This window comes from Pseudomonas sp. GL93 (assembly GCF_003408955.1).
GTDB lineage: Bacteria > Pseudomonadota > Gammaproteobacteria > Pseudomonadales > Pseudomonadaceae > Aquipseudomonas > Aquipseudomonas paracarnis.
In genome coordinates this window covers 26,550-39,756 of sequence record NZ_NKRF01000050.1, presented here as the reverse complement: position 1 = coordinate 39,756, position 13,207 = coordinate 26,550, and the positions used below count along the sequence as shown (strand labels likewise).

The following is a 13,207-nucleotide window of genomic DNA, read 5'->3' as shown; positions in this document are numbered from 1 at the left end:
GCGGTGTATCAGTAGCAGATGTTCTGACTGATACACCGCATTCGCGAGCAAGCCCGCTCCCACAAGGGAATGTGTGTGTCCAGATGCTTATGCAGCGACTGGCACGTGGCTGGTATGCCAGATCAATACCTTGCTCACCCGGTTGTCCTCGGTCTCGAGGATTTCCAGGCGATAGCGGCCGACTTTCAGGCACACCGCGCAATCGGGGATGGTCTCCAGCGCCTCGGTCACCAGGCCGTTGAGGGTCTTGGGGCCGTCGCTGGGCAGGTGCCAGCCCAGGCTTTTGTTCAGTTCGCGGATCGAGGCGGCGCCGTCGATGATGTAGCGACCATCGGGCTGGGCTTCGATATGCGGGTTATCCACAGCCTGATCGCTTTCGAATTCGCCGACGATCTCTTCCAGAATATCTTCCAGGGTGACGATGCCCAGCACTTCACCGTACTCGTCCACCACCATGCCCAGGCGCCGCTGTTGTTTGTGGAAGTTCAGCAGTTGCAGCTGCAACGGCGTGCTTTCCGGCACGAAGTAAGGCTCGTGGCAGGCGGCGAGCAAGGCCTCTTTGGTCAGGCTGGCGTCGGGCAGCAGGTGTTGGACCTGCCGGGTATTGAGCACGGCCTGCACCTGGTTGATGTCGTTGTGGAACACCGGCAGGCGTGTGCGCGGCGAGGTGCGCAACTGTTCGATGATGTCCTCTATCGGCTCATCGAGGTTGATGCCGTCCACTTCGCTGCGCGGCACCAGGATGTCATTGACCGTGATGTTGTCCAGGGCGTGGATACCGGGCAGGCCGGGAGTGCGGTCGGCGTCGGTGTCGAGCTCTGGGTCGTCATCATGGTCGGGCAGAGGCTCGTCGCTGTTTTTTACCACGCCGGATTTGCGTGCAAACGGGCGCAATAACAGCAGGCTGATGCCATTGAGCAGCCAAGCCAGGGGGTAGAGGATTTTCAGCGGCACGCCCAGCAATGTATTGCCAAAGCCCAGCACTGCTTGGGGGTGACGGGTGGCCAGGGCGCGGGGCAGGTAGTCGGCCAGCACCAGCAGCGCTGCGCAGGAAATCAGCCAGCCTAGCCAGGGCCCGTTCTCTGCCCAGGCATAGATTGCCAGCAGGGTGCAAAGAATCACCACGGCGGCGCGGCACAGGCTGTTGCACAGGATCAGGCTATGGCGCGGGAAGCTCAGCCGTGCGGCTGCCTTGTCACCCTGGCGTGTGCCAGGGCGCAGGGCCAGCAGGTGTTGTTGCGCAGCTTCTATGGCGGTAAACAGCGCCGCCCACAAAATCAGCAGGGCAATTACGGCGAGCATCGGCCCTAAGGGCAAGTTGTCCATGATCACTGCTCGTCAGATATGCAGGATGTATTCGCGAACCAGCTTGCTGCCGAAATAGGCCAGCATCAACAGGCAGAAGCCGGCCAGGGTCCAGCGGATCGCCTTGTGCCCGCGCCAGCCGAGGCGGTTGCGCCCCCACAGCAGCACGCTGAACACGACCCACGCCAGGCACGCCAGCAAGGTTTTATGGACCAGGTGCTGGGCAAACAGGTTTTCGACGAACAGCCAGCCGGAGATCAGCGACAGCGACAGCAGGGTCCAACCGGCCCACAGGAACCCGAACAGCAGGCTTTCCATGGTTTGCAGGGGCGGGAAGTTCTTGATCAGCCCCGACGGGTGCTTGTGCTTGAGCTGGTGATCCTGCAGCAGCAGGAGCAAGGCCTGGAACACCGCGATGGTGAACATGCCGTAGGCGAGGATCGACAGCAGGATGTGGGCGAGGATGCCCGGCTCCTCGTCGATCACCTGTACGGTGCCAGTGGGGGTGAACTGCGCCAGCAGCACCGTCAGCATTCCCAGGGGGAATAGCAGCACCAGCAGGTTCTCCACCGGAATCCGGTAGCAGGCCAGCAGCGTCAGCGCGATGACGGCTGCGGCGATCAGGCTGGCGGCGCTGAAAAAGTCCAGGCCCAGGCCGACCGGGGTCATCAGGTGGGTGAACAGGCTGGCGGCATGGGCCAGCAGGGCCAGCACGCCAAGGCCGACGAGCAGACGTTTGTCCGCTTTGGCGCCTTGGGCCAGACGAGTGCCCTGATAGAGAGTCGCAGCGGCATACAGAATGGCGGCGGCGAGGCTGGGTAGCAAACTGGGTGACAAGGGGAGCATAAATCCTGGTAGGCAAGCCCGAAAGGCGTTGAGTTTGGCACACACCTGCGTTGCACGAAAGACTCCCGGGCCAGACAGCGGGTGTGCATGGGCGCAGTCTTCGCTATAATCCGCGACCTGCCCACGCCGCAGGCTCGGCGAACGCTGTTTTTAATAGCGATTTCCCCCAGCCTGGGCCGCCATTACCTCGGTCTACCTGCATTTCGATGAATAGGGCCTGAAAGGATCGCGCATGTTTGAAAACTTGACTGACCGTCTCTCGCAGACGCTGCGCCACGTTACCGGCAAGGCCAAGCTGACCGAGGACAATATTAAAGACACCCTGCGTGAAGTGCGCATGGCGTTGCTGGAAGCCGACGTGGCTTTGCCGGTGGTGAAGGACTTCGTCAACTCGGTCAAGGAGCGTGCGGTCGGCACCGAAGTGTCCCGCAGCCTGACCCCGGGCCAGGCCTTTGTGAAGATCGTCCAGGCCGAACTCGAAAGCCTGATGGGCGCGGCCAACGAAGACCTGAACCTCAGCGCCGTGCCGCCAGCCGTCGTGCTGATGGCGGGTCTGCAAGGTGCGGGGAAAACCACCACCGCCGGCAAACTGGCGCGCTTCCTTAAAGAGCGCAAGAAGAAATCCGTGATGGTGGTATCGGCCGACGTGTACCGTCCGGCGGCCATCAAGCAGTTGGAAATGCTCGCGGGCGAAGTGGGCGTGACCTTCTTCCCGTCCGACCTGAGCCAGAAGCCGGTCGACATCGCCAACGCCGCTATTAAAGAAGCCAAGCTGAAGTTCATCGACGTGGTCATCGTCGATACCGCCGGTCGCCTGCACATCGACGAAGAGATGATGGGCGAGATCAAGGCGCTGCATGCCGCGATCAACCCGGTGGAGACCCTGTTTGTGGTCGACGCCATGACTGGCCAGGATGCGGCCAACACCGCCAAGGCCTTTGGTGACGCCCTGCCGCTGACCGGCGTGATCCTCACCAAGGTCGACGGCGACGCCCGTGGCGGTGCCGCGCTGTCGGTGCGTGCCATCACTGGCAAGCCGATCAAGTTCATCGGTATGGGCGAGAAGAGCGAAGCGCTCGAGCCGTTCCACCCTGAGCGTATCGCCTCGCGCATCCTCGGCATGGGTGACGTGCTCAGCCTGATCGAGCAGGCCGAAGCCACGCTCGACAAGGACAAGGCCGACAAACTGGCCAAGAAGCTGAAGAAGGGCAAGGGCTTCGATCTCGAAGACTTCCGCGACCAGCTGCAACAGATGAAGAACATGGGCGGCCTCGGCGGCCTGATGGACAAGCTGCCCAACATCGGCGGTGTGAACCTGGCGCAAATGGGCAATGCCCAGGGTGCGGCAGAGAAGCAGTTCAAGCAGATGGAAGCCATCATCAACTCCATGACCCCGGCCGAGCGCCGCGACCCTGAGCTGATCAGCGGTTCGCGCAAGCGCCGGATCGCCATGGGTTCCGGCACCCAGGTGCAGGATATCGGTCGCTTGATCAAGCAGCACAAGCAGATGCAGAAGATGATGAAGAAATTCTCCGCCAAGGGCGGTATGGCCAAGATGATGCGCGGCATGGGCGGTATGTTGCCCGGCGGCGGCATGCCTAAAATGTAAAGTATTCGAGCGTAAGCCTTGCTTGCGCTCCGCCCCACAGGGATGTGGGATCTCCAGCAAACCCGCCGTTGGCGGGCGCTGACTCGCCGTTTTAACCGACGGCTCTATAGCAGATCTGAATGGCACGCTGATAGGCGCCAGAAAAAGACATTTGCAAAAGTCCGGATATTCCTTAGAATATGCGGCCTTTCGGGCACCTATGCCCGCTGTGCATTTAGATTTGCAGCACCGACTACAGGAACGATGTTCACATGCTAACAATCCGTCTTGCCCTTGGCGGCTCCAAAAAGCGCCCGTTTTACCACTTGACCGTAACCGACAGCCGCAACCCGCGTGACGGTTCGCACAAGGAACAGGTTGGTTTCTTCAACCCTGTTGCTCGTGGTCAAGAAGTTCGTCTGTCCGTGAACCAAGAGCGCGTAGCCTACTGGCTGAGCGTTGGCGCACAGCCATCCGAGCGCGTTGCAAAACTGTTGAAGGACTCGGCTAAGGCCGCAGCCTGAGCAATATGAACGCGACGCCAGCTGTTGCTGATGATTTGATCGTTATCGGCAAGATTTACTCTGTTCATGGCGTTCGCGGCGAAGTGAAGGTGTATTCCTTTACTGATCCGACTGAAAACCTGTTGCAGTACAAGACCTGGACGCTCAAGCGCGAAGGGAGTGTGAAACAGGTAGAGCTGGTCAGTGGACGCGGGAGCGACAAGTTCCTGGTCGCAAAGCTCAAGGGTCTTGATGATCGTGAAGAAGCTCGTCTTCTGGCCGGTTATGAGATCTGCGTGCCGCGCAACCTGTTCCCTGAATTGACCGACGGCGAGTACTACTGGTACCAGCTGGAAGGTCTGAAGGTTATTGATCAACTCGGGCAATTGCTGGGGAAAATCGATCATCTTCTGGAAACCGGCGCCAATGATGTAATGGTGGTCAAGCCTTGCGCTGGCAGCCTGGATGACCGTGAACGCCTGTTGCCCTATACCGAGCAATGCGTGTTGGCCGTCGACCTGGCAGCGGGCGAGATGAAGGTGGAATGGGACGCGGACTTCTAAGCGTGGCTAATTTGCGCATTGAAGTGATCAGTTTGTTTCCCGAGATGTTTTCCGCCATCAGCGAGTACGGCATCACCAGTCGGGCGGTGAAACAGGGGCTGTTGCAGCTCACCTGTTGGAACCCGCGAGACTACACGACGGATCGACATCACACTGTGGACGATCGCCCATTTGGCGGTGGCCCGGGCATGGTGATGAAGATCAAGCCCCTGGAAGATGCGTTGGTTCAGGCCAAGGCAGCCGCCGGGGAGAAGGCGAAGGTAATTTACCTGTCCCCTCAAGGCCGTCAGCTGAAACAGGCGGCGGTACGCGAACTGGCGAATGAGGAAAGTTTGATCCTGATTGCCGGTCGCTATGAAGGCATTGACGAGCGTTTTATTGAAGCTCATGTCGATGAAGAGTGGTCGATTGGGGACTATGTCCTGTCTGGCGGCGAGCTGCCAGCGATGGTCCTGATAGATGCGGTTACACGACTGCTGCCCGGAGCTTTAGGGCATGCGGACTCCGCGGAGGAAGATTCCTTCACGGATGGTTTGCTGGATTGCCCGCACTACACCCGTCCGGAGGTGTATGTGGATCAGCGTGTTCCCGACGTATTGCTAAGTGGCAATCACGCACACATCCGGCGTTGGCGTTTACAGCAGTCCCTTGGTCGGACCTATGAACGACGCGCCGATCTTCTGGAAAGCCGCTCGCTTTCTGGAGAAGAGAAGAAGCTGCTCGAGGAATACATCCTCGCGCGGGACGATAGTTAACAACGTATCGATGGTAGGTCCATTGACTTACCTTAGGAGCACAGCATGACTAACAAAATCATCCTTGCACTCGAAGCAGAGCAGATGACCAAAGAGATCCCTACCTTTGCCCCGGGCGACACCATTGTCGTTCAGGTGAAAGTGAAGGAAGGCGACCGTTCGCGTCTGCAAGCGTTCGAAGGCGTGGTAATCGCCAAGCGTAACCGTGGTGTGAACAGTGCTTTCACTGTTCGTAAAATCTCCAACGGTGTTGGCGTAGAGCGTACTTTCCAGACCTACAGCCCGCAGATCGACAGCATGGCCGTCAAGCGTCGCGGTGACGTACGCAAAGCCAAGCTGTACTACCTGCGTGACCTGTCCGGTAAAGCAGCTCGCATCAAGGAAAAACTGGCTTAAGTCCAGCTTCCCGATGCAGAAAAAAGCAGCCTACGGGCTGCTTTTTTGTGCCTGAAATTTGCCTATCTGCCGGTATTGACCCATGACCACCCGCCTCGAAGAAATCCAGCGTCGCACCGACCTGTCCGTCACCCACGTGACCAAGGCCGTGTTCCCGCCCACCACCAACCACCACAACACCCTGTTCGGCGGCACCGCCCTGGCGTGGATGGACGAAGTGTCGTTCATCACCGCCACGCGTTTCTGTCGCTTGCCTTTGGTGACGGTCTCCACCGACCGTATTGACTTCAACCACGCGATCCCGGCCGGCTCTATCGTTGAGCTGATCGGTCGGGTGATCAAGGTCGGCAACACCAGCCTCAAGGTCGAGGTTGAAGTGTTCGTGGAGAGCATGAGCGCTGATGGCCGTGAAAAGGCGATCCAGGGCGTGTTCAGCTTTGTCGCGATTGACGCGGACAAACGCCCTGTACCGGTATTGCCTGGGTTTGCCGACTGATTACGTGGCGCTGCCGTTCTCCGGTTGAATCACCGCCAGCAGGGTCCAGCCGGCCACGGGCTTCAAGCTGCTCTCGGGCGTGACCACATGCACCCAGCCGCTGGTGTCGCGAGCAAACAGCAAGGTGGCGCGCTCTCCGTGCAACGCCTGGTACTGCTCCCAGCCAAAGCCGTCGGTAAGGTTGGTGCTATACAGTTCGGCGCCCTGGCCCAGCAGGCTGGCCAGCTTGGTATAGCTCAGGGGTTGGCTGCCGAGCAGGTGGCCGCGGTGTTCGTGGCTGGCCTTGTGTTTGTCGGTGCGACGGCTTTCCTGGCTGCTGGCCAGGGCGAACAGGCGATGGCCGAAATCATGGCGAAAACGCATGGTCGCCAAGGCGTTCAGCTCGCCGGACGGGGAGAGCGCGAGCAAATGCCCCAGGCCGACCAGATCCAGATGGGACTCGGCATGTTGGGAGGCGGGGTTGCCGAAGTAGGTCGGCAGGCCCTCCATGCGACTGGCGCGGATATTTTCCCAGCTTGAGTCCGTCAGCAACACCCGGCTGCCTAATTGCTGCAATGCCTTGCCGAGCGCCCGCGCCGGACCGTTCGCGCCGACGATCAGGAAGCCGCTGGGCGCTGGCTCGGCGACTTTCAGCAGGCGCGCCAAGGGGCGCGCCGTGGCACTTTGCAGCACCACGGTGCCGATGATCACCGCGAAGGTCAGCGGCACCAGCAATAACGCGCCTTCATGACCTGCCTCGTCCAGGCGAATCGCAAAGATCGCCGATACCGCCGCCGCCACAATGCCCCGTGGCGCGATCCAGGCCAGCAGCGCGCGCTCGCGCCAGTTGAGTCCGGAGCCAAAGGTTGAGAGCGCCACGTTCAGTGGGCGTGCAATAAACTGGATGATCACCAGCAGAATCAGCACGAATGGTCCCAGGGCGATCAAGGCATTCAGGTCCAGGCGCGCCGCGAGCAGGATGAACAGCCCGGAAATCAGCAACACGCTGAGGTTTTCCTTGAAGTGCAGGATGTGCCGTACATCCACGCCTTTCATGTTCGCCATCCACATGCCCATCAGCGTTACCGCCAGCAGGCCGGACTCGTGCATCACCTGGTTGGCAGCGATGAAGATGCCCAGCACACCGGCTAGCGTCGCGAGGTTGTGCAGGTATTCCGGCAACCACTGCCGACGCATGATCTGCCCCAGTACCCAGCCGCCGGCGATCCCGAACAAACTGCCGCAGAGGATGACGCCGCCGAAGGTCAGCAGGCTGTGGCTCAAGCCGTCGCCGGAAGCCCGGGCAATGATGAAGCTGTAGACCACCACCGCCAGCAACGCGCCAATCGGGTCGATGACGATGCCTTCCCAGCGCAGGATATTGGCGATGGAGGCTTTGGGGCGCACCACGCGCAGCATCGGCACGATCACGGTCGGGCCGGTCACCAGGGTCAGCGTGCCGAACAGCAGCGCGAGCATCCAGTCAAAACCCAATAGCCAGTGAGTGGCCAGGGTAATCACTGCCCAGGTCGACAGGGCGCCAACCGTGACCAGGCGATGCACCACGCTGCCGATTTCCTTCCACTCCGAAAGGTGCAGGGTCAGGCTGCCTTCGAACAGGATCAGCGCTACAGCCAGGGACACCAACGGCATCAGCAGGGGGCCGAACATCTCCTGAGGGTCGAGCCAGCCCAGTCCCGGCCCCGCCAAAATACCCGTCAATAACAGAAACAGGATCGCCGGCAGCTTGAGCCGCCAGGCCAGCCATTGGCAGCCCAGCGCCGCCACTCCAATGCCGCCAAAGGCCAGCAAAATCTGTTGTTCATTCATTGAGGCTTCCTGTTCCTTGAAGTAGCGGGCTATGAAAGACTAGCGACCCTTGTCACAGTTCACTAAATAATTTGCGCAAAGCCCCGTGCTGCGTCGCTTGAGAGCCCATGCCCGCCATCGACCACCCTTTGATCGACCGCTTCCTCGACGCCCTCTGGCTGGAAAAAGGCCTGTCGGACAACACGCGCCAGGCCTATCGCAGCGACCTGGCGCTGTTCAACGGTTGGCTGCAGGAGAAAAACCTTGAACTGATCAATGCCGGGCGCGAGCTGATCCTCGATCACCTGGCCTGGCGCCTGGAGCAGAACTACAAGCCACGCTCTACCGCGCGATTCCTCTCCGGTGTGCGTGGCTTTTATCGCTACCTGCTGCGGGAAAAACTCATTGCCGTCGACCCGACCCTGCAAATCGACATGCCGCAACTCGGCAGGCCCTTGCCCAAATCCCTGTCGGAAGCCGATGTCGAGGCCTTGCTCGCGGCCCCGGACCTGAGCGAGGCCATCGGCCAGCGCGACCGCGCCATGCTGGAGGTGCTGTATGCCTGCGGCCTGCGCGTCACCGAACTGATCAGCCTGACTCTGGAGCAGGTCAACCTGCGCCAGGGCGTATTGCGCGTGATGGGCAAGGGCAGCAAGGAGCGGCTGGTGCCCATGGGCGAGGAGGCGATTGTGTGGGTCGAGCGCTACATGCGCGATGCGCGCCACGAACTGCTCGGTGGGCGCCCCAGTGACGTGCTGTTCCCCAGCCAGCGCGGCGAGCAGATGACCCGCCAGACCTTCTGGCACCGCATCAAGCACCAGGCCAAAGTGGCCGGGATCGGCAAGGCGTTGTCGCCCCACACCTTGCGCCATGCGTTCGCCACCCACTTGCTCAACCACGGCGCGGATTTGCGCGTGGTGCAAATGCTGCTCGGGCACAGTGACTTATCCACAACCCAGATCTACACCCATGTGGCACGCGCACGTTTGCAGGATATGCACGCCAAGCATCACCCGCGCGGATAAAAACGTCAGAAATGGCCCATTTTGCCTGTCGCGGTCTGCCCTCCCGCCCAACTGTGGTAGGCTTTGCCGGTTCGCAAAGGGACGGCACCCATTGTGGTCCAGATCAGTATTCTGCTCCCGTCCCTGCCTCTGCCTTCAGGAGTTCCCATGCGCTTGACCCAGATTATTGCCGCCGCAGCCATTGCGTTGGTTTCCACCTTTGCGGTCGCCGATGATGCGGCCGAGCAAACCATCCGCAAGAGCCTGGCAAACCTGGCGCTCGACACGCCTATCGAAAGCATCAGCGCCAGCCCCATGGCCGGCCTGTATGAAGTCAAGCTCAAGGGCAGCCGCGTGCTGTACGCCAGTGCCGATGGCCAGTACATCGTCCAGGGCTACCTGTTCCAGCTCAAGGATGGCAAGCCGGTCAACCTGACCGAGAAGGCCGAGCGTTTGGGCGTGTCGAAGCTGATCAACGGCATCCCGGTGGCTGAAACCGTGGTTTACCCCGCCATTGGTGAAACCAAGACCCACATCACCGTGTTCACCGATACCACCTGCCCGTACTGCCACAAGCTGCACGCCGAGATCCCGGCGTTGAACAAGCTGGGCGTGGAAGTGCGCTATGTTGCCTTCCCGCGCCAGGGCCTGGGTTCGCCGGGTGACGAGCAGTTGCAGGCGGTGTGGTGCTCGGCCGACAAGAAAGCGGCCATGGACAAGATGGTCGACGGCAAGGAAATCAAATCGGCCAAATGCGCCAACCCGGTTTCCAAGCAGTTCGCCCTGGGCCAGTCCATTGGTGTGAACGGTACACCGGCCATCGTTTTGGCCGACGGCCAGGTGATTCCGGGCTACCAGCCGGCGCCGCAAGTTGCCAAACTGGCACTGGGTGCCAAGTAAGCATTTATCGTTGAGCCTTTGACGATCATGGCCCGCCGAACCGTCGGCGGGGCATTAATTGAGAGCCGCAGTTGTGCGGCTGTTTTCACGGCCGACCTAGCGTCGGCCGTTTCATGGGGAGTTCTTCAGTGAAACCGGTCAAAGTAGGCATCTGTGGGTTAGGGACCGTCGGTGGCGGTACCTTCAACGTACTTCAGCGTAACGCTGAAGAAATTTCCCGCCGCGCAGGTCGCGGGATTGAAGTGGCGCAGATTGCCACGCGTTCGCCAAAGCCTCAGTTCGAAACGACCGGTATTGCGATTACCAACGATGTGTTCGCCGTGGCCACCAACCCTGAGATCGATATCGTTATCGAGCTGGTAGGCGGCTATACCGTGGCCCGCGAGCTGGTGCTCAAGGCCATCGAAAACGGCAAGCACGTGGTCACCGCCAACAAGGCGCTGATCGCCGTGCACGGCAACGAGATCTTCGCCAAGGCCCGCGAGAAGGGCGTGATCGTGGCGTTCGAAGCCGCGGTGGCCGGTGGTATCCCGGTGATCAAGGCGATCCGTGAAGGCCTGTCCGCCAACCGCATCAACTGGGTGGCCGGCATCATCAACGGCACCGGTAACTTCATCCTCACCGAAATGCGCGAGAAGGGCCGTACCTTCGAAGACGTGCTGGCCGAAGCCCAGGCCCTGGGTTACGCCGAAGCCGACCCGACCTTCGACGTGGAAGGCATCGACGCGGCCCACAAGCTGACCATCCTGGCGTCCATCGCCTTTGGTATCCCGCTGCAGTTCGACAAGGCCTACACCGAAGGCATCACCAAGCTGACCACCGCCGACGTCAACTACGCCGAAGCCCTGGGCTACCGCATCAAGCACCTGGGCGTCGCGCGCAGCACCGCGGCAGGCATCGAGTTGCGGGTGCACCCGACGCTGATCCCGGCCGACCGCCTGATCGCCAACGTCAACGGCGTGATGAACGCGGTGATGGTCAACGGCGACGCCGCCGGTTCCACCCTGTTCTACGGCGCTGGTGCCGGCATGGAGCCAACCGCGTCGTCGGTGATCGCCGACCTGGTGGATGTGGTTCGCGCCATGACCAGCGACCCGGAAAACCGTGTGCCGCACCTGGCCTTCCAGCCGGACTCGCTGTCGGCCCACCCGATCCTGCCGATCGAAGCCTGCGAAAGTGCCTACTACCTGCGCATCCAGGCCCAGGACCATCCAGGCGTGTTGGCCCAGGTGGCCAGCATCCTGTCGGAGCGAGGTATCAACATCGAATCGATCATGCAGAAGGAAGTCGAGGAGCAAAACGGCCAAGTGCCGATGATCCTGCTGACCCATCGCGTGCTCGAGCAGCACATCAACGATGCCATCCACGCCCTGGAAGCCTTGCAAGGTGTGGTCGGCCCGGTGGTGCGGATTCGCGTCGAACACTTGAACTAACCGATTTGTTCCAGGGGCCCCGTCCATTCGGCGGCCCCTGTTCGAGAATGTTTTAGAGGAGCCAGTCATGCGTTACATCAGCACCCGCGGCCAGGCACCGGCCCTGAATTTCGAAGAGGTCCTGCTGGCAGGCCTTGCCACCGACGGCGGCCTGTACGTGCCGGAAAACCTGCCACGCTTCACCCAGGAAGACATCGCCTCCTGGGCCGGCCTGCCGTATCACGAGCTGGCTTTCCGAGTGATGCGCCCGTTCGTGACCGGCAGCATTCCGGATGCGGACTTCAAGAAGATTCTGGAAGAAACCTATGGCGTGTTTTCTCACAACGCCATCGCGCCCCTGCGCCAACTGAACGGCAATGAGTGGGTACTGGAGCTGTTCCACGGCCCGACCCTGGCGTTCAAGGACTTCGCCCTGCAACTGCTCGGTCGCCTGCTCGACTACGTGCTGGAAAAACGCGGCGAGCGCGTGGTGATCATCGGCGCCACCTCCGGCGATACCGGCTCGGCGGCCATCGAAGGGTGCAAGCACTGCGAAAACGTCGATATCTTCATCCTGCACCCGCATAAGCGCGTGTCGGAAGTGCAACGTCGACAGATGACCACCATCTTTGGTGAGAACATTCATAACATCGCCATCGAAGGCAACTTCGATGACTGCCAGGAAATGGTCAAGAACAGCTTCGCTGACCAGAGCTTCCTCAAGGGCACACGCCTGGTGGCGGTCAACTCGATCAACTGGGCGCGGATCATGGCCCAGATCGTCTACTACTTCCACGCATCCCTGCAGTTGGGCGGCCCGGCGCGTTCGGTGTCGTTCTCGGTGCCGACCGGCAACTTCGGCGACATCTTCGCCGGTTACCTGGCACGCAACATGGGCCTGCCGATCAATCAGTTGATCGTTGCTACCAACCGCAATGATATCCTGCATCGCTTCATGAGCGGCAACCAGTATGTGAAGGAAACCCTGCACGCCACGCTGTCGCCGTCCATGGACATCATGGTGTCGTCGAACTTCGAACGCCTGCTGTTTGACATGCACGGTCGCAACGGCGCAGCCCTGGCCGAGTTGATGAACAGCTTCAAGCAAGGTGGCGGTTTCAGCGTCGAGCAAGAGCGCTGGACCGAAACCCGCAAGCTGTTCGATTCCCTGGCCGTGGATGATGCACAGACCTGCGAAACCATCGCGCAGGTCTATGCCGAGACCGGCGAAGTGCTCGACCCGCACACGGCTATCGGCGTGAAAGCCGCCCGCGAATGCCGCCGCAGCCTGGATATTCCAATGGTGATCCTCGGTACCGCGCACCCGGTCAAGTTCCCGGAAGCGGTGGAAAAGGCCGGCATTGGCAAGGCGCTGGAGCTGCCGGAGCATTTGACCGACCTGTTCGAGCGCGAAGAGCGCTGCACCGTGTTGGCCAACGACCTGAAGACAGTGCAGGCGTTTGTCAGTCAGCATGGCAATCGGGGCAAGCCGCTCTGATCGACAGTACGTCCTGAAGGCCGATGGGCATCTTTGTGCTGCCCATCGATCCAAAATGTGGGAGCGGGCTTGCTCGCGAATGCGCTGTGTCAGCCACTAAATGTGTTACTGATACACCTCATTCGCGAGCAAGCCCGCTCCCACATTTGAGAC

General features: G+C 60.7%; 13 protein-coding genes. 10 read left to right on the top strand and 3 right to left on the bottom strand.

The genetic code is table 11. The annotated features are described in order from the left end of the window. Positions 1-87: 87 nt before the first annotated feature. Complete coding sequence (locus CER19_RS08170; RefSeq protein ID WP_116666050.1) at positions 88-1,326, bottom strand: transporter associated domain-containing protein; 1,239 nt, start codon at positions 1,324-1,326, stop codon at positions 88-90. A gap of 12 nt (positions 1,327-1,338) precedes the next feature. Then, positions 1,339-2,151 carry an inner membrane protein YpjD gene (locus CER19_RS08165; protein ID WP_003193966.1) on the bottom strand — a complete coding sequence of 271 codons (813 nt, stop codon included), beginning with the start codon at positions 2,149-2,151 and terminating at the stop codon, positions 1,339-1,341. 232 nt (positions 2,152-2,383) lie between these two features. Between CER19_RS08165 and ffh the strand changes: the two genes are divergently transcribed. The 6 genes from ffh (at position 2,384) to CER19_RS08135 (ending at position 6,452) form a co-directional block, all read left to right on the top strand. Beyond that, on the top strand, positions 2,384-3,760 hold the full coding sequence (ffh, locus tag CER19_RS08160; RefSeq protein ID WP_003193965.1) for a signal recognition particle protein: 1,377 nt from the start codon (positions 2,384-2,386) through the stop codon (positions 3,758-3,760). Positions 3,761-4,011: 251 nt separating this feature from the next. After that, positions 4,012-4,263 carry a 30S ribosomal protein S16 gene (rpsP, locus tag CER19_RS08155; protein WP_003175899.1) on the top strand — a complete coding sequence of 84 codons (252 nt, stop codon included), beginning with the start codon at positions 4,012-4,014 and terminating at the stop codon, positions 4,261-4,263. A gap of 5 nt (positions 4,264-4,268) precedes the next feature. Beyond that, on the top strand, positions 4,269-4,805 hold the full coding sequence (gene rimM, locus CER19_RS08150; RefSeq protein WP_003175898.1) for a ribosome maturation factor RimM: 537 nt from the start codon (positions 4,269-4,271) through the stop codon (positions 4,803-4,805). Beyond that, positions 4,787-5,560: a tRNA (guanosine(37)-N1)-methyltransferase TrmD gene (trmD, locus tag CER19_RS08145; RefSeq protein ID WP_153475158.1), complete on the top strand. Its 774-nt coding sequence runs from the start codon at positions 4,787-4,789 to the stop codon at positions 5,558-5,560. Before rimM ends, trmD begins: the two co-directional genes overlap by 19 nt. 45 nt (positions 5,561-5,605) lie before the next feature. Beyond that, positions 5,606-5,956, top strand: a complete 351-nt coding sequence (gene rplS / locus CER19_RS08140; protein WP_003175895.1) for a 50S ribosomal protein L19 — start codon at positions 5,606-5,608, stop codon at positions 5,954-5,956. Between the two features lie 82 nt (positions 5,957-6,038). Then, positions 6,039-6,452, top strand: a complete 414-nt coding sequence (locus CER19_RS08135) for an acyl-CoA thioesterase (protein ID WP_016977715.1) — start codon at positions 6,039-6,041, stop codon at positions 6,450-6,452. On the opposite strand, the gene CER19_RS08130 is transcribed toward CER19_RS08135, so the two are convergent. Beyond that, complete coding sequence (locus CER19_RS08130; protein WP_116666049.1) at positions 6,453-8,261, bottom strand: sodium:proton antiporter; 1,809 nt, start codon at positions 8,259-8,261, stop codon at positions 6,453-6,455. It lies immediately after the preceding gene. Between the two features lie 107 nt (positions 8,262-8,368). Here CER19_RS08130 and xerD point away from each other — a divergent pair, with 107 nt between their 5' ends. The 4 genes from xerD (at position 8,369) to thrC (ending at position 13,054) form a co-directional block, all read left to right on the top strand. Continuing rightward, entirely contained in the window at positions 8,369-9,265 is an 897-nt protein-coding gene (gene xerD / locus CER19_RS08125) for a site-specific tyrosine recombinase XerD (RefSeq protein ID WP_047711700.1), read from the top strand. A 147-nt stretch (positions 9,266-9,412) separates the two neighbouring features. Further along, the gene (locus CER19_RS08120; protein ID WP_005791088.1) at positions 9,413-10,144 is read left to right on the top strand and encodes a thioredoxin fold domain-containing protein; all 732 of its coding nucleotides are present in this window, start codon (positions 9,413-9,415) and stop codon (positions 10,142-10,144) included. Positions 10,145-10,272: 128 nt separating this feature from the next. Then, positions 10,273-11,577, top strand: coding sequence for a homoserine dehydrogenase (locus CER19_RS08115; RefSeq protein WP_032895431.1), 1,305 nt, complete (start codon positions 10,273-10,275; stop codon positions 11,575-11,577). A gap of 67 nt (positions 11,578-11,644) precedes the next feature. Further along, positions 11,645-13,054, top strand: coding sequence for a threonine synthase (gene thrC / locus CER19_RS08110; protein ID WP_116666048.1), 1,410 nt, complete (start codon positions 11,645-11,647; stop codon positions 13,052-13,054). Positions 13,055-13,207 lie beyond the last annotated feature (153 nt).

Coding starts and splice junctions, on each gene's coding strand:
- CER19_RS08170 (WP_116666050.1), bottom strand. CDS start 1,326: ATGGACAACTTGCCCTTAGGGCCGATGCTCGCCGTAATTGCCCTGCTG.
- CER19_RS08165 (WP_003193966.1), bottom strand. CDS start 2,151: ATGCTCCCCTTGTCACCCAGTTTGCTACCCAGCCTCGCCGCCGCCATT.
- ffh (WP_003193965.1), top strand. CDS start 2,384: ATGTTTGAAAACTTGACTGACCGTCTCTCGCAGACGCTGCGCCACGTT.
- rpsP (WP_003175899.1), top strand. CDS start 4,012: ATGCTAACAATCCGTCTTGCCCTTGGCGGCTCCAAAAAGCGCCCGTTT.
- rimM (WP_003175898.1), top strand. CDS start 4,269: ATGAACGCGACGCCAGCTGTTGCTGATGATTTGATCGTTATCGGCAAG.
- trmD (WP_153475158.1), top strand. CDS start 4,787: ATGGGACGCGGACTTCTAAGCGTGGCTAATTTGCGCATTGAAGTGATC.
- rplS (WP_003175895.1), top strand. CDS start 5,606: ATGACTAACAAAATCATCCTTGCACTCGAAGCAGAGCAGATGACCAAA.
- CER19_RS08135 (WP_016977715.1), top strand. CDS start 6,039: ATGACCACCCGCCTCGAAGAAATCCAGCGTCGCACCGACCTGTCCGTC.
- CER19_RS08130 (WP_116666049.1), bottom strand. CDS start 8,261: ATGAATGAACAACAGATTTTGCTGGCCTTTGGCGGCATTGGAGTGGCG.
- xerD (WP_047711700.1), top strand. CDS start 8,369: ATGCCCGCCATCGACCACCCTTTGATCGACCGCTTCCTCGACGCCCTC.
- CER19_RS08120 (WP_005791088.1), top strand. CDS start 9,413: ATGCGCTTGACCCAGATTATTGCCGCCGCAGCCATTGCGTTGGTTTCC.
- thrC (WP_116666048.1), top strand. CDS start 11,645: ATGCGTTACATCAGCACCCGCGGCCAGGCACCGGCCCTGAATTTCGAA.